General features: G+C 67.8%; 19 protein-coding genes and 1 tRNA gene. 7 read left to right on the forward strand and 13 right to left on the reverse strand.

Annotation, left to right across the window (positions count from 1 at the left end):
* Window positions 1–168: 168 nt before the first annotated feature.
* The 4 genes from phhA to AC3WL8_RS09545 all read left to right on the forward strand — a co-directional run bounded on the left by phhA (window position 169) and on the right by AC3WL8_RS09545 (window position 4,165).
* Complete coding sequence (gene phhA / locus AC3WL8_RS09530) at window positions 169–1,098, forward strand: phenylalanine 4-monooxygenase (RefSeq protein ID WP_013958425.1); 930 nt, start codon at window positions 169–171, stop codon at window positions 1,096–1,098.
* Window positions 1,099–1,247: 149 nt separating this feature from the next.
* On the forward strand, window positions 1,248–1,547 hold the full coding sequence (locus AC3WL8_RS09535) for a 4a-hydroxytetrahydrobiopterin dehydratase (protein ID WP_041228247.1): 300 nt from the start codon (window positions 1,248–1,250) through the stop codon (window positions 1,545–1,547).
* 156 nt (window positions 1,548–1,703) lie between these two features.
* Complete coding sequence (locus AC3WL8_RS09540) at window positions 1,704–2,408, forward strand: response regulator transcription factor (RefSeq protein ID WP_211980444.1); 705 nt, start codon at window positions 1,704–1,706, stop codon at window positions 2,406–2,408.
* Between the two features lie 128 nt (window positions 2,409–2,536).
* A complete protein-coding gene (locus AC3WL8_RS09545) occupies window positions 2,537–4,165 on the forward strand; it encodes a sensor histidine kinase N-terminal domain-containing protein (protein WP_371827381.1) in 1,629 nt (542 codons plus the stop codon).
* Between the two features lie 43 nt (window positions 4,166–4,208).
* On the opposite strand, the gene AC3WL8_RS09550 is transcribed toward AC3WL8_RS09545, so the two are convergent.
* Window positions 4,209–4,724, reverse strand: a complete 516-nt coding sequence (locus AC3WL8_RS09550) for an SET domain-containing protein (protein ID WP_211980445.1) — start codon at window positions 4,722–4,724, stop codon at window positions 4,209–4,211.
* Window positions 4,725–5,899: 1,175 nt separating this feature from the next.
* Between AC3WL8_RS09550 and AC3WL8_RS09555 the strand changes: the two genes are divergently transcribed.
* On the forward strand, window positions 5,900–6,178 hold the full coding sequence (locus AC3WL8_RS09555) for an HU family DNA-binding protein (RefSeq protein WP_012354324.1): 279 nt from the start codon (window positions 5,900–5,902) through the stop codon (window positions 6,176–6,178).
* A 239-nt stretch (window positions 6,179–6,417) separates the two neighbouring features.
* Window positions 6,418–7,437, forward strand: a complete 1,020-nt coding sequence (locus tag AC3WL8_RS09560; RefSeq protein ID WP_492378188.1) for a DUF2272 domain-containing protein — start codon at window positions 6,418–6,420, stop codon at window positions 7,435–7,437.
* 74 nt (window positions 7,438–7,511) lie between these two features.
* Here AC3WL8_RS09560 and dinB read toward each other — a convergent pair whose 3' ends face one another.
* The 3 genes from dinB to AC3WL8_RS09575 all read right to left on the reverse strand — a co-directional run bounded on the left by dinB (window position 7,512) and on the right by AC3WL8_RS09575 (window position 10,838).
* Window positions 7,512–8,591: a DNA polymerase IV gene (gene dinB / locus AC3WL8_RS09565; RefSeq protein ID WP_211980447.1), complete on the reverse strand. Its 1,080-nt coding sequence runs from the start codon at window positions 8,589–8,591 to the stop codon at window positions 7,512–7,514.
* Between the two features lie 53 nt (window positions 8,592–8,644).
* Entirely contained in the window at window positions 8,645–9,550 is a 906-nt protein-coding gene (rarD, locus tag AC3WL8_RS09570; protein ID WP_153956038.1) for an EamA family transporter RarD, read from the reverse strand.
* Between the two features lie 151 nt (window positions 9,551–9,701).
* Window positions 9,702–10,838, reverse strand: a complete 1,137-nt coding sequence (locus AC3WL8_RS09575; RefSeq protein WP_211980449.1) for a TRAP transporter substrate-binding protein — start codon at window positions 10,836–10,838, stop codon at window positions 9,702–9,704.
* 528 nt (window positions 10,839–11,366) lie between these two features.
* On the opposite strand from AC3WL8_RS09575, the gene AC3WL8_RS09580 reads away from it, so the two are divergent.
* Window positions 11,367–12,992 (forward strand): carbohydrate porin, encoded by a 1,626-nt coding sequence (locus AC3WL8_RS09580; protein WP_492378251.1) that lies wholly within the window; start codon window positions 11,367–11,369, stop codon window positions 12,990–12,992.
* On the opposite strand, the gene AC3WL8_RS09585 is transcribed toward AC3WL8_RS09580, so the two are convergent.
* From AC3WL8_RS09585 to htpX, 9 genes are all read right to left on the reverse strand, one after another.
* Complete coding sequence (locus AC3WL8_RS09585) at window positions 12,976–13,710, reverse strand: aquaporin (protein ID WP_013958435.1); 735 nt, start codon at window positions 13,708–13,710, stop codon at window positions 12,976–12,978. The genes AC3WL8_RS09580 and AC3WL8_RS09585 overlap by 17 nt on opposite strands.
* Before the next feature lie 301 nt (window positions 13,711–14,011).
* Window positions 14,012–14,632: a LysE family translocator gene (locus AC3WL8_RS09590; RefSeq protein ID WP_211980450.1), complete on the reverse strand. Its 621-nt coding sequence runs from the start codon at window positions 14,630–14,632 to the stop codon at window positions 14,012–14,014.
* A gap of 107 nt (window positions 14,633–14,739) precedes the next feature.
* Window positions 14,740–15,231 carry a hypothetical protein gene (locus AC3WL8_RS09595; protein ID WP_492378189.1) on the reverse strand — a complete coding sequence of 164 codons (492 nt, stop codon included), beginning with the start codon at window positions 15,229–15,231 and terminating at the stop codon, window positions 14,740–14,742.
* A 296-nt stretch (window positions 15,232–15,527) separates the two neighbouring features.
* Window positions 15,528–15,603: transfer RNA gene (locus AC3WL8_RS09600), tRNA-Phe, on the reverse strand.
* A 52-nt stretch (window positions 15,604–15,655) separates the two neighbouring features.
* Complete coding sequence (locus AC3WL8_RS09605) at window positions 15,656–16,366, reverse strand: response regulator (protein WP_211980452.1); 711 nt, start codon at window positions 16,364–16,366, stop codon at window positions 15,656–15,658.
* Window positions 16,367–16,418: 52 nt separating this feature from the next.
* Window positions 16,419–18,851 (reverse strand): sensor histidine kinase, encoded by a 2,433-nt coding sequence (locus AC3WL8_RS09610; protein WP_492378190.1) that lies wholly within the window; start codon window positions 18,849–18,851, stop codon window positions 16,419–16,421.
* The gene (locus tag AC3WL8_RS09615; protein ID WP_013958440.1) at window positions 18,848–19,750 is read right to left on the reverse strand and encodes a DUF4390 domain-containing protein; all 903 of its coding nucleotides are present in this window, start codon (window positions 19,748–19,750) and stop codon (window positions 18,848–18,850) included. Before AC3WL8_RS09615 ends, AC3WL8_RS09610 begins: the two co-directional genes overlap by 4 nt.
* Before the next feature lie 9 nt (window positions 19,751–19,759).
* Window positions 19,760–21,181, reverse strand: a complete 1,422-nt coding sequence (gene rsmB, locus AC3WL8_RS09620; protein WP_153956042.1) for a 16S rRNA (cytosine(967)-C(5))-methyltransferase RsmB — start codon at window positions 21,179–21,181, stop codon at window positions 19,760–19,762.
* 133 nt (window positions 21,182–21,314) lie between these two features.
* The gene (gene htpX, locus AC3WL8_RS09625) at window positions 21,315–22,175 is read right to left on the reverse strand and encodes a zinc metalloprotease HtpX (RefSeq protein WP_013958442.1); all 861 of its coding nucleotides are present in this window, start codon (window positions 22,173–22,175) and stop codon (window positions 21,315–21,317) included.
* Window positions 22,176–22,255: the final 80 nt, after the last annotated feature.

Genomic DNA, 22,255 nt, shown 5'->3' on the forward strand with positions numbered 1-22,255 from the left:
CACAAATTCCGCACTCTTTATTTGAACGATGCACATTATATGCGCCACCACACCAAAACAAGCGGATTTTGCGGCCTTTCTGCGCGCTCGGCTGTCTAAACTACGCAGTAAATCCGCATTCATGCTGCCGCCGATGCAGCAAGCACGCATTACAAGGAGACGCGCACCATGTCCATCGCCACGGCCACCGAAGCCCCCGGCGCCTTCCAGGGCACCCTGACCGACAAGCTCAAGGAACAGTTCGACGCCGGCCTGCTGTCCGGCCAGGAACTGCGCCCGGACTTCACCATCGCCCAGCCGGTGCACCGCTACACCAGCACCGACCACGCCATCTGGCGCAAGCTATACGAGCGCCAGGCCGCGATGCTGCAGGGCCGTGTCAGCGATGAATTCCTGCAGGGCCTGGCCACGCTGGGCATGGACAAGGACCGCGTCCCCGATTTCGACCAGCTCAACGAAACCCTGATGCGCGCCACCGGCTGGCAAGTCGTGGCCGTGCCCGGCCTGGTGCCGGACCAGGTGTTCTTCGAGCACCTGGCCAACCGCCGCTTCCCGGCCAGCTGGTGGATGCGCAAGCCCGAGCAGCTGGACTACCTGCAGGAGCCGGACTGCTTCCACGACGTGTTCGGCCATGTGCCGCTCTTGATCAACCCGGTCTTTGCCGACTATATGGAGGCCTACGGCAAGGGTGGCCTGAAGGCGGCCGGGCTGGGCGCGCTGGACATGCTGTCGCGGCTGTACTGGTACACGGTGGAATTCGGCCTGATCCGCACCCCGCAGGGCCTGCGCATCTACGGCGCGGGCATCCTGTCGAGCCAGGGCGAGTCGATCTACAGCCTGGATTCGGCCAGCCCCAACCGGATCGGCTTCGATGTGCGCCGCATCATGCGCACGCGCTACCGCATCGACACCTTCCAGAAGACCTACTTCGTGATCGACAGTTTCGAACAGCTGTTCGACGCCACCCGCCCGGACTTTGCGCCACTGTACGAAGAACTGCGCGCGCAGCCGACGCTTGGCGCGGGCGACGTAGCCCCGGGCGACCAGGTGCTCAATGTCGGCACCCGCGAAGGCTGGGCCGATACCGAAGACATCTGATCCGGCCCTCGCCGGCAAACCCGGCGCGCCCTGCCCCGCTTCCCGCTTTGTGAAACAATGCCGGCATGCCCGCCGCCACGGCGCGGGCGGGCCGGCTTTCCGCATTGATTTGCGGCCTTCGTTTTCGTTACGACCAGATCGAGCCCCCTATGACTCCGCTTTCCCCGCAAGCCCGTGCCACGCTGCTGGCAGACCTGCCCGGCTGGACCACCGTCCAGGACCGCGACGCGATCTTCAAGCGCTTCACCTTCCATGACTTCAATGCCGCCTTCGGCTTCATGACCCGCGTGGCGATCCAGGCCGAGAAGGCCGACCACCACCCGGAATGGTTCAACGTCTACAACCGGGTCGACATCACGCTGTCCACGCACGATGCCAACGGCCTGACCCAGCGCGACATCGACCTGGCCCACTTCATCGAGCGCGCCGCCGACGCGGTGACCGACTAAGCGCGGGCGCGGCGGCAGCCGGATCGGGCAGCTGTAGGCAATCCGTAAGGAACCGGGCGCCTGCGCCTAGTACAATCTGCGGCAGGCCCGCACCTTCCGTGTGCGCCAAGAGGCCTTCCCTCCAGCCATGCCCAACTTCCTGCCCGAGCTGCCGCCATGCGTATCCTGCTGATCGAGGACGACCGCCAGATTGCCAGCGGCGTCGAAGCCGGCCTGTCCCGTGCCGGCCACCAGGTGCGCGTCGTCCACGACGGCGTCTATGCCACCGAACATCTGCAGCGCGAGCAGCACGACCTGGTCATCCTGGACCTGGGCCTGCCCGGCATCGACGGCATGACCCTGCTGGCGCGCTACCGCGCCCGCAACCGCACCACCCCGGTCATCATCCTGACTGCGCGCGACGAGCTGGAAGACAAGCTCTCGGGGCTGAACGCCGGCGCCGACGACTACCTGATCAAACCCTTCGCCCTGCCCGAGCTGGAAGCCCGCGTGCGCGTGCTGCTGCGCCGCAGCCAGCAGGGCGAGGCCGCACCCGAGCGCGACGTGCGCCTGGGGCGCCTGCGGCTGTCGGGCAACGACCGCCGCATGTTTATCGACGCCCGCCCGCTGGAGCTGTCGCCGCGCGAGTTCGCGGTGCTGGAACTGCTGCTGCAGCGCCAGGGCCGCGTGGTCAGCAAGGCGCAGCTGCAGGACCACCTGGCTACCTTTGCCCACCCCGCCGGCGAAGGCGGCGATACTGTGGGCGACACCGCGATCGAGGTCTATGTGCACCGCGTGCGCAAGAAGCTCGAGGACAGCGATGTCGAGATCGTCACCGTGCGCGGCTTCGGCTACCTGCTGCAGATCCGCGCCGGACAATGAAATCGCTCCGGCCGCCGCGGTTATCCGACACGCGGCCCTGTCCTTCGGCCTAGCCGGCAATGTGGCCTCGCTCCCGCACCTCCTCCCGGATTTCCTGGCGCACGGCCTCCCGCATCGCAACGCGGAACGTGCCCCCATCTTCCGCCACGGCTGACGCCGCGGGCGCCACCCCTGCGCCCGCGGCGACGCGCCAGGCCTCCCGCCCCGGCTCCAACATCAGCCTGCGCGCGCACCTGCTGCGCGCACTGGCCACGCCGCTGTTTGCGCTGGTGCTGACCAGCGGCTCGCTGTCGTACTGGCTGGCGGCGCACTACACCACGCAGGTATTCGACCGCGCGCTGTATGGCGTGGCCAACAACATCGCCCAGCAGATCCGCATTGCCGGCCCGCGCCTGGAGCAGGACATCCCGATGATCGCGCAGACGCTGGTCGAGGCCGAGGGCACCGACCGCATCTACTGGCGCATCCACGGCCCCGACGGGCTGATCGGCGGCATGGACACCTGGCTGGGCTACGGCACCGGCCAGACCACGCTGCACGACGCGCGCCTGTTCTATGCCTGGTTCAGCGGCCGCCAGGTGCGCGCGGTGCGGCTGCCGGTGATGCTGCCCAGCGCCGCGGTGGACGAACTTGGCACCAGCGAGGCCGGCAAAGCCGCGCGCGGGCCCATCGTGGTGGAGGTGGCGGAGCTGCTGGACCGGCGCGAGACCGCCGCCAACGAGATCCTGCTGTCGGTGTCGGTGCCGCTGATCCTGCTGCTGCTGGTCGGCAGCCTGATCCTGTCGCACGTGCTCAAGGAAGAGCTGGTGCCGCTGCAGATCCTGGCCGACAAGCTCAACCGGCAGACTGCCCGCTCGCTCGCCGCGCTGGACGAGACCCAGGTGCCGGCCGAGGTGGCGCCGCTGATCCGCGGCCTCAATGCGCTGCTGGCGCGGCTGCGCGACGCGCTCGACGCGCAGCGCAAGTTCATTGCCGATGCGGCGCACCAGCTGCGCACGCCGCTGACCGCGGTCAAGCTGCATGCCGACCGGGCCCAGGAAGCCGATTCGCTGGAAGTCGCCCGGCATGCGCTGCGCGAGGTGCAGACCGCCGCCGACCGCGCGGTGCGGCTGTCCAACCAGTTGCTGTCGCTGGCGCGCGCCGAGCCCGGGCTGTCGCTGGAGCGTCTCGGTCCGGTGGAACACTTCGACCTGGCCGAACTGGCCTTCGAGATCGGCGCCGAATGGGTGCCGCAGGCGCTGGCGCAACGCATCGACCTGGGCTTCGAGATCCTGCCCGGCCCCACCTTCACCGGCAGCGCGCCCGCGGTGGTGCGCGGCAACCGGCTGCTGATGCGCGAGGCCCTGTCCAACCTGATCGACAACGCGGTGAAGTACGTGCCCGCGGGCGGGCGCATCACGGTGCGCGCCGGCGGCGAGGCCATGGGTCACCGCGGCATGGCGGTGGTGATGGTGGAAGACAATGGCCCCGGCATCCCGCCGCAGCGGCGCGAGGAAGTCTTCAAGCGCTTCTTCCGTGGCGACCGCGCCCCCGAGCCGGGCGGCGGGCGGGCGGCCCACAGCGGCGGCGCCGGGCTGGGGCTGGCCATCGTCCATGAGATCGTGACGCTGCACCAGGGCACCATCCGCATCGAGGACGTGCCGCCGGTGCCGGGTGCGGCTGGCGATGCACCGGCGGCGGGCGGCGCGCCGGAACGGCGGCCGACCATGCGCTTCGTGATCCGGATCCCCTGCGAACCGCCAGGATCGGTGGCCTGAACCCGCTGCTGCGCTGGCGGCGGCGCGGGTCGAGACGCGCGCTTTACTTGTCCTTCTTCTTCTTTTCCTTCGGCGCCAGCATGGTGCCGCGGCATTGCGGGCTGCCGCAGCGGCACTCGAACTCTTTCTTCAGCTTGGCCGTATAGCGCGCGTCAATGACCAGGCCGTAGTCATAGAACAGTTCCTCGCCCTGGGCGATATCGCGCAGCGCGTGGATAAACACGCGGCCCTTCTTCTCGCGCGCCTCGCAGTTGGGTTCGCAGGCATGGTTGATCCAGCGCGCGCGGTTGCCGCCGTACTTGGCGTCGATCACGCTGCCGTCGTCCAGGCTGAAGTAGAAAGTGTGGTTGGGATCGCTGGGATCGTGCGGATGACGCTCCAGCGCCTTCTTCCACGAAATGTGCTCGCCCTTGTACTCGATCACGCGTTCGCCTTCGGCAATCGGGCCGATCGCATAGACGCCCTTGCCGTGCACGCCTGACTGGCGCACCTCGATCCGGTCGCTCGCCGTCTTCTTCCTGCCCTCGCCTGCTGCCTTGCGCTTTGCCTTGTCCGCCATTTGCCTTTCCGTGCTCGTCGCCTGTTGTGCCTGAGTGGCCCGCTGTGCCGGCCGTTCCGGCGCGATCGAGGATGATACCGGTGCAACCGTGACACGTATACGTAACGTCCTTTTTCCGGCGCCCTCACCGTATACGCCTTTGGGTGCAGCCGACAGGTATACGGCACCCCGTTTACACCCCAGCCGCGACGCGCGTTTACCTGCGCGTATGTGGATAACCCCGCCCGGAACTGTGGACAAGCACGCGGATTGGATGTGGGCTGCCTGGGGCTGGCATGGGGATGCCTCAGGCATAAGTCGGAGGGGGTTCGGCACCGGCCTCGCCCATCGGGCTGAGTCATCCACCTCGGCCAACATTGGATACGACCACTTCTCGTTTACGTAAACCTTTGAAGCGAAAGACGTTTACACGGTTTTCCACAGCGGGGGCGGGTGTTTACCTACTACTACTATTTGTATACATGAAAGAAAAAGGTAAACCGAAAGAACGAGCCAGGCACGTCAGCGAAAGAAGGAAGGCCCCGAAAGGCTTCATCCGAATGGCCGGGGCCGTAAACGACGCAATAGCGAGAGACTTGGTGGTTTTGGGTTTGATCTGGGGTGTATACCTCGGGCGTATACGCCCAATCACACCAGCTTGCGCGTATACGCTGGCGACAGGATCTGGGGCCGGGCCGTAACCGACCCCCAAGGCGCCATGCATGCGCCGAATAGCCGCGCGGTTCGCCGCCAGGCCCATGCCCGACAACATGCAACATAGTGCAGTTCGTGCATCCGAGGCTCCCAGAGCGCCTGCAAGCGCTTCTGGCCGACGCTGGCTCTCCAGCCCTGTCCAATACGCCTGAGCGTGCGCAGAGGGCCTCTGAGGGGCTCTGGCGACGGATGGTCAAGGGCACATGCCCTCTCGCGTTGCACGAACCCCGGTGCCCTGCCCTGTCACCTTAGGGCGCTTTCGTCACCTTCAGCCACTTGCCATGGCTGCACCCGGCTGAGTCGATTTGCCGCGAAGCCCAGCCTGGCGCGGCCTCGCGGAAACTGCCAGGTAACAATCTGTTCCCGGTGCGCCTTGCCCGACACGGTATCATGTGGCCCGCGGCGTCTTTGCCGAAGCGGTGCCAGCCAGGCCGCCCGGCATGCGGACGCCTGTGTTTTATCAACTCGATACGGAGTGAAGCATGACGAAAACCGAACTGATCGACGCTATCGCAGCCGGGGTGGACGGTCTGACCAAGGCCAAGGCAGAACAGGCACTGAACGTGACCCTGTCGGCCATCATGGACGCAGTGGCCAAGGGCGACACGCTGAGCCTCATTGGCTTTGGCACGTTCAGCAAGGGCGAGCGTGGCGAGCGCATGGCGCGCAACCCGCGTACCGGCGAAGAAATCAAGGTCGAAGCAGCCAAGACCGTGAAGTTCAAGGCTGGCCAGAAGTTCAAGGACGCTGTCAACCAGTGAGCCTGACGGGCTGCACTGCAGGGCCCGAATTGTCAGACCCCGCCATGCCGCCGCCCGGTGCCCGAGGGCGCAGGCGAGCGCCAGGCGGGGGACGTTATCCACAGCGGTAAGCTGATCTTCTGCAGTATCCGCCGCATCGCTGAATCCGCCTTCGGGGCGATCGCGCGCGAAGTCTTCCAACAGGCGCCCAGCCGTGGCCTTGACAGGCCGGACCGGGTGCCGTGCCACATGGGGCCTCCATGCTCGCCCGTCCGCCGCGCCGCAGATCTCCACAGCGTTATGCACAGCGCTTTCCACAGCCGGTTCCACAGCTTTCTCCACAGGCTGCGGGCACCATGCGCGCGGCTTGCGTTGCCGTGGCGCTGGCATTGCTGACTGCCTGCACCACCGTCAGCGAGCCGGTGCGGCCGCAGGCGCGCGCCCTGCCCGACACCGAAAGGCCGGAGACGCGCCCGGGCGCCACGCCGCGCGAACGCATCGTCGAAATCGCCACGCAGGAATGGGCCCGCTGGGGCGGGCAGGTGGTGCGGCTGGGCCGGGACGACACGTCCTGCGTCACCTACAGCCCGGTGCCCGCACCGGAGCTGCCTGCGCCACTGCCAGGGATCCTGGAGGCCCAGCCAGCGTCCCCCGCAGAGGCAGCCGGGGCACCCGCTGCCGCCACCACCGACACCGAATCCAAAACCAACGGCAACCCGCCACCCGCTGCCAGTTGCCTGTCCTTTCCGGACGGCACCGGCATGGAAGCCACGCCCCTGGGCTGCACGCTGGCGCGCCGCTACTGGGGCATCGTCGGCGAAGCGCCCAGCTGCCGGCAGGTGACGCGGGGGTCCTGGGCCTGGTCGGCGGTGTTTATCTCATGGGTGCTGCGCAAGGCGGGGCTGGACGAGCGCCAGTTCCTGACCGGGCAGTCGCACTCGATGTACGTGGTCGATGCCCGCGACGGCATCCTGCCCAGGCCGGCCTTCCATATCGAGCCCGTCCCCGCCATGCCCCGGCCCGGCGACATCATCTGCGCCGGGCGCGGGCGCGACCGCTATCTCGAGGACATCGCCGAAATCGGCTTCGGCACCACGCCCATGCACTGCGACATCGTGGTCGGCGTGGATCTGGCCACGCGCGTGGTGCGTGCCATCGGCGGCAATGTCCAGCAGTCGGTGTCGATGGAGGAGATCGAGCTGGGCGATTCGGGCCGGGTCGACGGCGTCACCAATTCGCATATGCCGTGGCTGCTGGTGATGCGCAACGACCTGCAATAGCTGGTTTATTGATGCCATTTATCAAGGCATCACGATTTCATGTGATTTGATTATTCGCCGGAATAATCCTGCGCTCAGTCAAACAGTTCCAGCTGCGACGTATCCCGGTCGCTGGTCCCTACCCCCACCCCCAGCAGCCGCACCGGCAAGCCCCGGCGCGCATGGCCCTCGGCCAGCAGGCGCGCGTAGACGGCGCGGTCCGGCGCGTGGCCGCGGCATTCCACCGTGGTCTGGCGGAAGTCAGAGAAGCGCAGCTTCACGGTCAGCTTGTCGATGGTGTCATGTGCCTGAGCCCGGTCAATGCGGGCTTCGAGCATGGCGACGAGCGGTTCCAGCTCGGCTATGCAGGCCTGCAGGTCGGGCAGGTCGTCGGCATAGGTCTCTTCCACGCTGATCGACTTGCGCTCGCGCTCGGGCGTGACCTCGCGCTCGTCGACGCCGCGGCACAGCTTGTAGAGCCGCGCCCCGAAGACACCGAACTCGCGGTGCAGCCGGTCCGGCGACCACGGCCGCAGGTCGCCGCAGGTCTCGGCACCCAGGCGCCGCAGCTTGGCCGCGGTGACCTTGCCCACGCCGTGGATGCGCTCCACCGGCAGCGCGGCGACAAAGCCATCGACCGCCGCCGGCTTGACCACGAACAGCCCGTCGGGCTTGTTCCAGTCGCTGGCGATCTTGGCCACGAACTTGCTCGGCCCCACCCCAGCCGATACCGTCACGCCCACTTCATCGCGCACACGCTGGCGGATTTCCTCGGCGATGCGGGTGGCGCTGCCGGCGTGGCGGGTGCACAGGCTCACGTCCAGGTAGGCCTCGTCCAGCGACAGCGGTTCGACCAGCGCGGTGTATTCGCGATAGATCGCGAAGATCTGGCGCGAGACCTCGCGGTACTTGTCCATTGCCGGGCGCACGATCAGCAGGTCCGGGCAACGCTTGAGCGCCTGTGCCGATGGCATCGCCGAACGCACGCCAAAGGCGCGCGCTTCATAGTTGCAGGTGGCAATCACCCCGCGCCGGTCGGGCGAGCCGCCCACGGCCATCGGGCGGCCGCGCAGCGACGGCTCGTCGCGCATCTCGACCGAGGCATAGAAACAGTCGCAGTCGCAATGAATGATCTTGCGCTGGACCGCGGGCGTGGCATCAGGCGGGGCAGACATGGTGGCCAGGCACCGTATCGGTTATCCGTGCGATGAATGAAATCGTTTGATTTTCAGTTGGCTTCATTGATGGATTGGATGGCTGCGGGCTTCTGCCGCGTATTCATCCATAGCCCCTCGGCCGCATACAAGGCCAGCGACAGCCAGATCAGTGCGTAGCCGACCTGCTTCTGCACCGGGAACGGTTCGTTCCACAGCCATACGCCCAGCAGCAGCTGCAGCGTCGGCCCGGTGTACTGCAGCAGGCCCAGCAGTGACAGCGGAATGCGCCGCGCGCCGGCGGCAAAGAACAGCAGCGGCACCGCCGTCACCGGTCCCGCCAGCAGCAGCAGCCACTGCGTACCCGGCGCTGCGTGGGTGAAGCTGTCCTGGCCGGTGGCGAACAGCCAGGCCAGCGCCGCCGCGGCCAGCGGGAACAGCAAAAGCGTCTCCAGCGACAGCCCTTCCAGCGCACCCAGTGCACCGGTCTTGCGCAGCAGGCCATAGCCGCCGAAGCTGGCCGCCAGCCCCAGCGCGATCCACGGTAACTGGCCTGCCGCCACCGTCAGCCAAGCCACCCCGGCCGCGGCGACCGCGATCGACAGCCATTGCACCAGGCGCAGCCGCTCGTGCAGGAACACCACGCCCAGCAGCACGCTGAACAGCGGGTTGATGAAGTAACCCAGGCTGGCATCGACTACGCGGTTAGCCGACACCGCCCAGATATAGAGGAACCAGTTGGCGCACAGCAGCGCCGCGCTGGCGGTGAACGACAGGAGCAGGCGCCGGTCCTTGAGCACCCGGCCGAGCCACGCCCACTGGTGCCGCCACGTCAGGATCAGGCCCAGGAATACCAGCGACCACACCATCCGGTGCAGCAGGATCTCCAGCGGCGCAATACCGGGCAGCGATTTGATATAGAGCGGGAGCAGCCCCCAGATGACGTAGGCCAGGAGGGCGTAGAGAATGCCGAGTTGCATAGGGATTTCCGGTAGATGCCGGCGATTCTACCGGCGCCGCGCGATCCCCGCCCGGCGGGCGCCCGCGTGCCGTGGCCAACAAAAAACCCCATGCTCCCGAGGGAACATGGGGTTTGCGGCAGGCCGCGGACGGCCCGGTGCAGTGTGCCGCTTACAGCTTGCGCGCGAAGCTGAACTGGGCGAAGCCCTGCTCGGCCACGTTGAACCAGGCGGCCTGGTTGTTGCGGAACACGCGCCAGTCGTCGTAGATCTTCTTGAACGACGGGTTCTTGGCGGTTTCGTCGGCATAGGCTTCCTGGGTCGCCTTGAAGCACGCTTCCATGATCTCCTTGGAGAACGGGCGCAGCTTGACGCCGTTTTCCAGCAGGCGGGCCAGCGCCTGCGGGTTGACCGTGTCGTACTTGGCCATCATGTTGGTGTGCGCCTCGATGGTGGCGGTTTCCAGCGCGCGCTTGTACAGCGCCGGCAGCTTCTCGTACTCGGTGGCCGAGGCGTAGAACGACAGCTGCGCGCTGCCTTCCCACCAGCCCGGGTAGTAGTAGTACGGCGCCACCTTGTAGAAGCCCAGCTTCTCGTCATCGTACGGGCCCACCCACTCGGCCGCGTCGATGGTGCCTTTTTCCAGCGCGGGGTAGATGTCGCCGCCGGCGATCTGCTGCGGCACCACGCCCAGGCGCGACAGCACCACGCCGGCAAAGCCGGCGATGCGGTACTTCAGGCCCTGCAGGTCGGCCACGGTCTTGATTTCCTTGCGGAACCAGCCGCCCATCTGCGCATTGGTGTTGCCGCCCAGGAAGTTGACGACGTTGTATTCCTTGAAGAACTCGCGCATCAGCTTCATGCCGTTGCCCTGCAGCATCCAGGCGTTCTGCTGGCGTGCGGTCAGGCCGAACGGGACGGTGGTGTCAAAGCACAGCGTCGGGTTCTTGCCGAAGTAGTAGTAGCCGGCGGTGTGGCCGATCTGCACGGTGTTGTTCTGCACCGCGTCCAGCACCTGCAGGCCCGGCACGACTTCACCGGCGGCAAAGACCTTGATGTTGAACTTGCCTTCGGTCAGTTCCTTGACGCGGGCCGACAGCAGTTCGGCACCGCCGAAGATGGTGTCGAGCGACTTGGGGAAGCTCGAGGCCAGGCGCCATTCCACGGCCGGGTTGCTGCCGACCACGGCCGGCGCTGCCGGGCCGCTGGCGGCGGCGGGCGCTGCCTTCTCTTCACCCTTGCCGCACGCGGCCAGTGCCCCGGTGGCGGCCACGGCCGACGCTTTCAACAGAAAGGAACGACGTTCCATCTCCACTTCTCCTCTTATAGATATTGATTCGGATGCAGGCTCGCGGCTTGCATGATGCCGCGCGCCGGACCGTGACGCACCAGCCGCCGGGGTACGGCGGCCTGCGCAACGCTGTGCCTGTTGCGAACGGGCACGGCGGCGTGCCCCGCATGCCGGGCGCCGGACGCGGGCCACGGTAAAGGGCTGTCTTACCCGAAAGACAAGCCAGCCGATTATAGCGGTGGCTCTTTCGCCACGGGGTACCGTGCAAGTGCGGGTTTTCGCTAGTCAATCGCGCCATATCCGGGGGTTTTTCGCATTGTGAGACAGCGCACGGTGTGATGGATTTTGTAACCCGGCTTGCGGTCAAATGGGTCGGCTGATAAAAAACAGTCCCGCCTCCGGAGCCCTTGCCCGCTCCGGCCATCGTTGTTGCTTGCTGAATTGCTGTCCGAATTGCCGCCGGTCTCCCGTCTAATTCCCGCCACACCGCCTTGTCCCGGCCCTGCCGGGCGCGGTGGCCTGCCCCTGCGCCGCCTCGGTTTTGCCGTGCTGGCCGCGTGGGGCCTGGTCGCGTGCGCGCAGACCGGGGATGCGACCACCAGTGCCACCACGCCGCCACCCCGCATCGAACCGCACCCGGCGGTGACCGCGGGTCCGGCGCAAACCGCCCGGCCTGCCACGCCGGCCACGGCAGGCGCGGAGGACCCGCTGGCGGCGCTGATCGCCGGCGACGCGGCACCCACGGCCAACGTGACCGTGCCAGTGGCACCGGCGCCAGGCATCACGGGCGAGCCGGCGGCCCAGCCTGCCGTGCAGCCTGACGGCAGCGCGCCGGCAACCCTGGCCCGTACCTCCCCGGCTGCCGACCCCGACTTCGTCGGCCCGCCCGAACCGCCACCCCAGCCGCCGCCACCACTGGTGCTGTTCCCGCCCCGGCTCGGCCAGTTCCAGGCCGAAGCGCCCGCCCAGCCGGCGGACAGCGCCACCGGTGACACACCGCCGGATGCCCCGCCGGTACTGCACTCGCAGCTGCCCGCCGAGGACCCCGCCGGGGATTCCGTGTGGCGCCTCGGTTACAGCGGCCGCGCCGCGGCCGAGGAACGCCCGGCAACCATGCGCGCCTGCCCCGGCGGCGCGCTCTCCACCGGCATCGGCAACGGCCTGGCCTGCCGCAGCGCCGGCGAGGTCAAGATCCGCGAATCGGTGCTGGACCTGGACGGCGGTGCGCAGGTGATGCTGATCGCGCAGGCGCGCGGCACCGACGCCACCACGGTCAATGGCCGCCCCCAGGCGATCGATCCGTATGCCCTGGTGCCGCAGTTCTATACCGCCGTCAGCGGCTTGGCAGTGCTGGACGGCGCCACCATGTGGGCCGGCCGGCGCGACAATGCGCCGTTCCTGCTGTCGTCCGGCCTGCTGCCGCCCAATTCCACGGCGATGCGCTTCGGCGTGGACAACGCCAAGGTGATCGGCGATGTCGGCCTGAGCTACCAGTACACCGCGCGCGCGGACCAGAACGGCCAGAACCTGCCCAGCTACCACTCACTGCGCACCGCGCCCATCAACACCAACGAACAGGGTTCGATCCAGCTCGGCTTCACGCGGGTGGAGGCGCAGCCGCTGGTGCAAGATCCCGGCGGCGCATGGTGGGCGTCTGCGTTGCACGAGCAGAAAGGCGTGCTGTTCGGCACCAACCGGCTCGGGGTGCAGTTCGGATCGGGAGCGCGCAACGCCATGACCGGCTACACCGGCATGGGACCGGCGCTGTCGCGCACGCGCGTGGCCGAATCGATGGAATGGAAGGGCCGCTCAGGGCTGAGCGGCGCGGTGGAGCAAAGTCTGCAGTTTGACCGGTCGCCGGTCGGCACGCTGCAGTGGACCACCACGCGCTTGCGTCCTGCTTACGTAGCGAGCAACCAGTTCCGCCTGAATTTCGAGGTCTCGCACGACCAGATCTCGTCCGGCTTCGGCGTCGGCGGCCAGCGCACCGCGCTGACCGTGGCGCCCACGCTGACACTGGGCAAGTCGGCGGGCAATGCCAACCTGCGCGCCTTCTACACCTATAGCCGTGCCAGCGACGTCGACGGCATCGGCTACACCGCGCCGGCCGACGCGTGGGCCTCGCAGCCGAGCGGCTCGATCTTCGGCGTGCAGCTCAATCGGCGCTGGTAGGGGCGCTGGCGGGCGCAGCGCGCCAGTCGGCCTGTGCCGTGGCAGCAGTGGCGGCCGCACCGGGTTTGCGGCACAGCCAGTGGAACAGTAGCGTGGCAGTCAGCCCGCCGCCGATCTGGGCCAGCACGAAGCCCGGCACGTCCTGCGGCCGGATCCCGGTAAAGGTATCGGTCAGCGCGCAGGCGATGGTCAGCGCCGGGTTAGCAAACGAGGTCGACGACGTGAACCAGTAGCCCGCGGTGATATAGCCTGCCACCACGAACGGCACCAGCTGCGGCCGGCTGCGCAGCGTTCCGATGCCCACGCCGACCAGGCCGAAGGTGGCCACGCACTCGCTCCACCACATTGCCGCGCCGGTGCGGCTCTGCGCCGACCAGGCCAGCGCCGGCTCGCCGAACATCGCATGGGCGGCCAGCACGCCGCAGATTCCGCCCGTCACCTGCACCAGCACATAGCGCAGCGCATCGCGCGGCGGCAGCGCGCCCTGCAGCAGCGCCGACAGGCTGACCACCGGATTGAAATGCCCGCCCGAGACCGGGCCAAGCGACACCAGCAAGGCCACCAGCCCGGCACCGGTCGCCAGCGAATTGGCCAGCAGCGCCAGCGCGGTATCGCCGGCGGCGAGGCGCTCGGCACGGATGCCGGAGCCCACCACAATCGCCACCAGCAGCGCCGTGCCCAGGCCTTCGGCCACCAGGCGGCGTGCGAGCGTACTCATCGCTGCGCTCCGTTGACGGCGCGCAGCAGCGATAAAGCGGAGCAACGAACGGGATACGAGAGCGACCGCGAGATCGCGGCAAAGGCAGTAAGGAAAACGTGCAGCGGCAAGATGGACAACGTCGCCTGAGACGACGCCTCGAACGGTGGCGGTTCAGTAGCAAGCCCGCGCACACGCGGTGAGCGCGGACGCGACAGTGTTCCGCTCGCGCACGGAGCGCGTCAATGCGTGGCCGCTTTGTTGTGTGCAGACGCGCGGTATCGAATCGCCGCGCGGGCCGCGGGCCGCGGGCCGCGGGCCGTTACCGGTTGCTGGCCGCCAGCCGCAGGCCGAAGCCGACCAGCGCGATCCCGGCCAGTCGCGTTGCCAGCGTGCGCGCGAATGGCAGCGCCCGCAGCCGGCTGGCCACTGCGTTGCCCGCCAGCACCAGCGCCGCCTGGTAGGCGAGGCTGAGCACCGTGACGTGTGCCATCATCGCCGCCAGCGTGGCCGGCGACGCATCCGGGCGCAGGAACAGCGGGAAGAACGCGACAAAGAACAGCACCACCTTGGGGTTGGTCAGGCTCACCGTGAAGCCCTGGCGCAGGTATACGCGCGCTGACTTGCGCGGCTCGGGCACGCCGGCGTCCGCGGCAAAGCGTGTACGCAGCAGCTGCACGCCCATCCAGCACAGGTACGCGGCACCGAACCATTGCAAGCTGTGGAAAAGCAGCGGATTGGCCCGCATCACCGCCGCCAGTCCCGCCACCGCGGCGAGCATGTACACGAAGTCGCCCAGCAGCGTGCCGCAGACCGCGCCCATGCCGGCCGCCACGCCATTGCGCGCGGTGGCGTTGAGAATGGCGATCGTGCCCGGGCCGGGGATCAGCTGGAACACCAGAATGGCGAGCACGAAGCTGGTGTAGTTCTGGATGTCGAGCATGGTGGCCTGGCAGTGTCGGATGCGAGCGCGGGATGCTTCGCTGCCGCCATGTTAGTGCAGCCTGGCCCATCGCGGCAAAGCGAATGGCTTCACGGGCGCAGCGCGCCTCAGCGCAGCAGGAACGCGATGTCCTCGACGCGGATCTGTGCCACCGGAATGCCCTTGCGGCGCTGGAACAGGATGTGCTGCTGCACGCGGCTGCGCTGCTCGGCAAATGCTGCGGGATCGATCGGCGTGCCCAGGCGCATGTAGTGCTGCGCCAGCAGCTTGTAGGCGCGGTGGCGCACCTGCATGGCCTCGGTCTCTGCACGCAGCCGCCGGATCTCTGCCGGGCTGCGGTCAATCGCCTGGTGCAGCTCCTCGACCGTGCGCGCATGCAGCTCGCGGTAGACGTCGCGCTCGGCCTCCATCTGGTGCAGCTCGTCGCGCAGCGCGCGGATCTTGTGCTGCAGCTTCAGCGTCTGCGAGACCGCCTGCTGCACCCGCCCCGCCGCCCCCAGCGCGTGGCTGGCCGCGGCCATGGTGCTCTTCCACAAGCCGCGCTCGTCGCCCGCAGTCTGCGGCGGCCAGCGGTTGTCCGTTCCGATCAACGTATCCATCAGACCCCCCGGTAAGAAAGTGATAGCCCTGGGCCGGATGTCCGCGTTATGGGTGCGGCTTGGCCGGCTCGGTCCACGCCGCCGGGCGGCAGCGCATCAGGGCATCGTAGAGATACATATATCGGCTGCCAAGTAGAAGATATTTACTTCTGGGTTGGCTGTTGCGCGTTGCTGGCGTTGTGTCGGGAAGTGTTTCGCCGTTGCGGCGACAGCACGGGGACGGGAATCCGGGCGCGTTTATGACACTGCATCCCAATGCAAAAAGCCCGGCTGCGGGAGCCGGGCTTTTCTTGTTCTGGTGGCCTGGGACGGAATCGAACCGCCGACACAAGGATTTTCAATCCTCTGCTCTACCGACTGAGCTACCGGGCCAAAGAAGGGAAACTATAACTGGACTTTTTTGGTCAGTCAAGCGTCATGTGCGTCACTGCTCGGCCGGCTCGGGCTTGTTGCGGCCCAGTTCGACGCCGAGCTGCTTGAGCTTGCGGTACAGGTGGGTACGCTCCAGCCCGGTCTTCTCGGCCACGCGGGTCATGCTGCCGTGTTCGCGCAGCAGGTGGTATTCGAAGTAGGCGCGCTCGAACAGGTCGCGCGCTTCGCGCAGCGGCATGTCGAAGGAGAACTGCATCTCGGCCTCGGGCACGCGCGCGGGGTTGCCGTTGGGGGCGGCCTCGGCGGTGGCCTCGGGCACGGCGTCGGCCAAACCGGGTTCGGCCGACGGCGCCGCGGCGGGCGCGGCGGTGGCGGCCGTGCCGCTGCGCGGGCGTTCGATGCCGTGGGCCAGGCCCTGCTCGACCGCGGACAGCAGCTTCTGCAGTGCGATCGGCTTCTCAAGGAAATTGAGCGCGCCGATCTTGGTCGCCTCGACCGCCGTGTCGATGGTGGCGTGGCCCGACATCATGATGACGGGCATCGTCAGCTGTCCCTGCGCGGACCATTCCTTGAGCAGGGTCACGCCATCGGTATCGGGCATCCAGATATCGAGCAGCACGAGGTCGGGCGTACCCGCCGCGCGGTATTCGCGCGCTTGCAGCGCGTTCTCCGCGAGTTCAACCACGTGGCCTTCGTCGCTGAGGATCTCCGAGAGCAGCTCCCGGATTCCCATTTCGTCATCGACTACGAGGATCGTTGCCATACTTCCCCTCTTAACCCCACCGCAGCGTTCCGGGACCGGACGCCATTGTTGACTATGTCAGTTTAACGAACAGGATCGAGATCTGTGCACCGACGATCTCCGCACCTTCCATGCGATTGCGCAACTCGATTCGCGCACCGTGTTCGTCAATGATCTTCTTTACCATCGCGAGCCCCAAGCCCGTGCCCTTGGCTTTCGTGGTCACATAGGGCTCGAACGCACGGCTCAGGATTCGTGGTGCAAAACCGGGACCATTGTCCGCAATGGTGAGCTTGACGGCCTGGCGGTTTTCGCCGGCAGAATCTTTGTATTCTACAGTCTCGGTGTGCAGAGTGATATGGGGCGCCGCCCTACCGGCCGCGACGTTCTCGGTGGCGGCATCCTGTGCGTTCTGCAGCAGGTTGTGGATGACCTGGCGCAACTGCGTCGGATCGCCCTTGATCTCGGGCAGCGCGGTGCCCAGCGTCGGATGGATCACCGGATGCTCGTGCACCGCGGGATCATCGATGCCGTACAGGTGCAGCACCTCCGCCACCAGGCTGTTGAGCTGCAGCGACTGCAGCACCGCGGGCGGCGTGCGCGCGTAGTCGCGGAAATCATCGACCATGCGCTTCATCGCGGACACCTGGTTGACGATGGTGGCGGCGCCACGCTTGAGCACATCGGCGTCGGTGCCCTCGAGCTTGGGCGAGAGCTTCATCTGCAGGCGCTCGGCCGAGAGCTGGATCGGCGTCAGCGGGTTCTTGATCTCGTGCGCAAGGCGCCGTGCCACCTCGCCCCAGGCCACCGAGCGTTGAGCGGAAATCACATCGGAGATATCGTCGAACACGATCACGTAGCCGGGCTCATCGCGCTCGCCGCCGGGCAGGCGTGCGCCGCGCACCAGCAGCGTAAGCGGCTGTTCTTCGCCCTGCGGCAGCTCGATCTGCTTCTGCCAGTGCTCGGCGCCGCCCAGCACCTCGCTGGTGTTCTGGTCCGAGAAGGCCTGGCGCACGATCTCGCCGAACGGCCCCATGCCAGGAATTTGCTCCACCGGCAGGCCCAGCACCGCGCTGAGCGGCTGGCGGAAGATGCGCTCCGCGCCGGGATTGGCGGTAATCAGCACAAAACGGCGGTCGAACACCAGCACGCCTGCGGTCAGGTTCTGGAGCACGCTTTCCAGGTAGGCCTTCGATTGCTCCAGCGCGGTGCGGTTCTCTTCCACCGCCAGCCGCGCCTCGGCCAGCTGGCGCGTCATCTGGTTGAACTGCTGCGTGAGCATGCCGAGCTCGTCGCGGCTCTTCAGTTCGCGCTTGGGCGAGAGGTCGCCTTCGGCCACTTCCTTGGTCCCCTGCAGCAGCATCAGCAGCGGCCGCGCCAGTTGCCCGCCCAGCAGCAGCGCCAGCATCACCGCGATGAAGACGGCCAGGAACAGCGTCAGCGTCAGCGTGCCGATATACATCTTGCGCAGGCCGGTGCGGCCCAGTGCCTTCTCCTGGTATTCCTGGTACGCGCGCTGGACCTCGTCGGCATTGCGCGCGAGCACCGCCGGCACCGGGTGCAGCACCTGCAGGTAACGCTCTTCGCGCACGGTCTCGCCGACCAGCCCGAAGCCGCTCGACGGCGATTCCTCCGGGCGGCGCTCCACGGACAGGCCGGAGCCGGCCCAGCGCGGCGACTTGGCCAGCGCGCGCGGGGCGCTGCCGCCTGCCGCGTCAGTCTGTGCGGTGGTAGGGCTTGTGCCCAGTGGAATGATCACGCGCAGCCGGTACAGGTGGCTGCTGTCGGCGCGCTCGGTGCTCGGGCTGCCGTCACCTGACGGGTCGGTGCCGCCCTCCACCGCCGCGTAGCCACCGGCCAGCCGTGCCTGTTCGGCCAGCACGCCGGAAGGCAGGTCCGGCACCAGCGACGCATAGTTGCTGGACGCCGTGGCCAGCACGCGGCCGCTGCCGGTGAAGATGGCGGCTTCCTGGACCCCATACTGCTCGCGCAGGCGGTTCAGCTGCAGCGAGGTGGCCACGCCGGAGGCGCCGGCGAGCTGCTCGGCCATCAGGCGTGCCTTGACCTGCAGGTCGGCGAGCGAGCTGTCGATGGTGGCGCGGCCCAGGTTCAGGCCGGCCTCGAGCGCAGTTTCCACGCGCACGTCGAACCAGGACTCGATGCTGCGCGAGACGAACTGCAGCGAGACCAGGTAGATCAGCACGCCGGGCAGCACGCCCACCACGCCGAAGAACACGGCGAGCTTGGTCATCAGCCGCGTGCCGAACTTGCCGCGGCGATAGCGCAGCCACAGCGTCAGCGCCAGCGCACCCACGATCAGCACCAGCAGGGCGCCGATCACCAGGTTCACCTTGAACAGCAGCGTGAAATAGCGATCGAAGAATTCGGTGTTGGCCGATGCCCCGGCCAGCAGGCCCACCAGCACCAGCGCCAGGAAGACGATGATCCCGGCCACGACGCGGTACAGCACGCGCCGGAACCGGCTGTCCCACAGCGAGTTGTTCATGGCTGGCTCGATGCGGGCTGCACCAGCAGTGCGGGCGACAGTCCATACGACACCGTCTGCATGGTCAGGCCGCGCGAGTCAATGGCAGCGGCCGGCGCCGACGCAGGCGCGGGTACGGCGGGCGATGCCGGCAGCGCCGGCGATGCGGGGCCTGGGGCCGGCGCGGGCGGCGGCGGTGCTGCGGGCGGCGGCGGTGGCGGCGGTGGCGGCGGTGGGTTCAGGTCCGTCGGCACCGTATAGACAAAGCGCCGCCAGTCGGAGGCCAGGTTCCATTCACGCGTGTTGACGGCGTTGATCTGGAACGGCTTGGGCAGTTGCGACAGGTCCAGCCGCATGCGCACTTCGGCGTGGTAGGTCTCGCCCGGCTTGACCGCATTGCGCTCGAACACGCGCCAGCCGCGCACGCGCTGGATGAACTGCAGCGCGCTCTTCAAGCGCGTGAATGGCAGCTGCAGGCCGCCGGTGGAGACACGGTACTGGCGCGTCAGCGGCTGGTACGACAGGCGCACGCTGCGGGTGGTGTTGACCGGCTTGTCGTCGAACCAGTACCAGCGCGAACGCGAGAGCTGGAAGTCGACCGCGAAATAGAGGGAGATGCCCTTGTGCAATGCGTCTTCCAGCACGGGTGGCAGGTCGAAGTCGAAGCTGGCGGCAAGCTCGAAGCCGCCATCCTGGAATTCGATGCGCGCGTCGGTGGCCTCGATGACCTGTGCGCGCGCAGCGGGCGGCAACCACAGTAGCGAGGCGAGCGCCAGCACCAGTGCAAGCCACCACCGCGCCAGCAGGCCACGCCTGCCCGCGCCGCCGGGGCGCAGACGCGGGCACGCCTGGTCCGCGGCAGTGTCCACGTTCGTGTTCAACATGACGCGGAAGTCTGACAGGCGCGGCGTGCTCAGCATCGGATCAGATCAGGCGCGTTTCTGGAAGCGGGCGTAGAAGAAGCCATCGTGATCCGACGGCAGGCTGGTGCCGGCCGTGGCGTCCTTTTCGCCATTGGCGCCGGCTGCTTGCGTGGTATGAGTGCCGGGCAGCAGCTGCCCCGGCGCCTGCAATCGTATCGCATCTGCCAGCTGGGCACCAAACCAGCGCGCCTGCTCCTCGCCTTCCGTTGGGAAAATAGAACAGGTGACATAGACCAGGATGCCGCCCGGTTTGAGCAGCGGCCACAGTTGCGAGACGATGCGGCGCTGCTCGGTGATGAGCTTGGCAATATCGGTCTCGCGGCGCAGCCAGCGGATATCGGGATGGCGCCGCACAATGCCCGAAGCGGAGCACGGCACGTCGGCCAGGATGCGGTCAAAGAGCTGGCCGTCCCACCAGTCGGCGGGCCGGCTGGCATCGCCGACTACGATCCTGGCCTGCTTGCCCAGGCGCGCCAGGTTCTCGCCGATGCGGGTGGTGCGCTGCGGGTCGCTTTCCACCGCGGTGACGTCGATATCGGCCAGTTCCAGCAGGTGCCCGGTCTTGCCGCCGGGCGCCGCGCAGGCATCCAGCACGCGCATGCCGTCGGCCACCTCGAGCAGCGGCGCGGCCAGCTGCGCGCCGGCATCCTGCACCGAGACCACGCCTTCGGTAAAGCCCGGCAACTGCGTCACCGGCACCGCGCGCACCAGGCGCACGGCCTGCGGGCCGACCACATGGCCAGCCAGGCCGGCGTTGGCAAGATCGGTCTGGTACTGCTGCACGGACACGCGCGCGGTGTTGACGCGCACCGTCATCGGCGGGCGCACGTTGGCGCTGGCGGCCAGGGCCATCCACTGGTCCGGGTAGGCCTCGCGCAGCATGCGCAGCCACCACGGCGGCAGGTTCCAGCGCGCCTGCTCGTCGCGGTTGACGTCGGCCAGCAGCGCCTTGCGTTCGCGCAGGAAACGGCGCAGCACCGCGTTGACCAGGCCGCGCGCATGCGCAGTCTTGGGTTCGGAGGCGGCGGCGCTGACCGCCTGGTCGACCACCGTGAAGGTGCTGTAGCCCGGGCGGCCGGCGTCCGCGTCCTGGCGCGCCTTGTCCGCGCTGTCCTGCTTGTCGCGCGGGCCCGGCGCGTGCTCCAGCAGCAGCGCCAGTGCCACGGCCAGCAGCGAATCGACCTGCGCGCCCGGCGGGCGCGTGACCAACTTCGTCACCAGTGCGCGTGCCGTGCCGAACTGGCGCATGGTGCGATAGGCGATGTCCTGCAGCGCGCCGCGCGTGGCGGCATCGCGCACGCGGTCCAGGCGCAGCTGTGCGGCGGCGTCCTCGATCGCCTGGGGCAAGGCTGTGCCTTCGCTGACGGCGCGCACCGCGGTGGCGGCGCCAAGCATCTGGAAGGCAAGCGAATCGGGAGGCAGGCGCATATCGGTCAGGCAGCGGGTCAGGTGTTGGAATCGGGAAGCAGGCCGGCACGGGCACAAAAAAAAGCCCGCCGGTCCATGCGGAACAGCGGGCAGTTTACCCTGTGCGGGGGCCCTGCCCCGGATTTCCGGCCGCTCAGGCGGGATAGGTGCCGGTCTGGGCCATCTGCATCAGGCGCGCGATGCGCTCCTCGGTGGCCGGGTGGGTCGAGAACAGATTGGCGATGGCGCCGCCCGAGAGCGGGTTCATGATCATCATCTGCGCCGTGGCCGGGTGTTCTTCTGCCGCCTGGAACGGGATGCCCTGGGCGTAGCGGTGGATCTTGTCCAGTGCGCTGGCCAGCGCCTGCGGGTCGCCGCTGATCTCGGCGCCGCCGCGGTCGGCCTCGAACTCACGTGCGCGTGAGATTGCCATCTGGATCAGCGATGCCGCCAGCGGGGCCAGGATCGCCACGGCAATGCTGGCGATCGGGTTGCTGCGGTTGCCGTTCTCGTCGCGCCCGCCGAAGAACATTGCCATATTCGCCAGCGCCGAGATCGCACCGGCCATGGTGGCGGCGATGGTCGAGGTCAGGATGTCGCGGTGGCGCACGTGCGCCAGCTCATGCGCCATCACGCCGCGCAGTTCTCGCTCGGACAGCACCCGCAGGATGCCGGTGGTGGCCGCCACCGCGGCGTGCTCCGGGTTGCGGCCGGTGGCAAAGGCGTTGGGCGCGTCTTCGTTGATCAGGTACACGCGCGGCATCGGCAGGCCGGCGCGCTGCGCCAGTTCCTGCACCATGCCGTAGAACTGCGGCGCGCTGCCGGCGTCGACTTCCTGCGCGTTGTACATGCGCAGGACCATCTTGTCCGAGAACCAGTAGGAGAAGAAGTTCATGCCCAGCGCAAGCAGCAGCGCCATCATCATGCCGCTGCGCCCGCCGATCATGCCGCCGATGACGATGAACAGCGCCGTGATGGCCGCCATCAGCATGAAGGTCTTGACCCAGTTGAACATTGCGGTGATCTCCGTGTAATCGTGAGCCGCGTCCCGGGGGAAAAGCGGACGCGATGACCGTTAGATAGGGGGTGATACCC

It is taken from the genome of Cupriavidus sp. FW305-F7 (assembly GCF_058782875.1).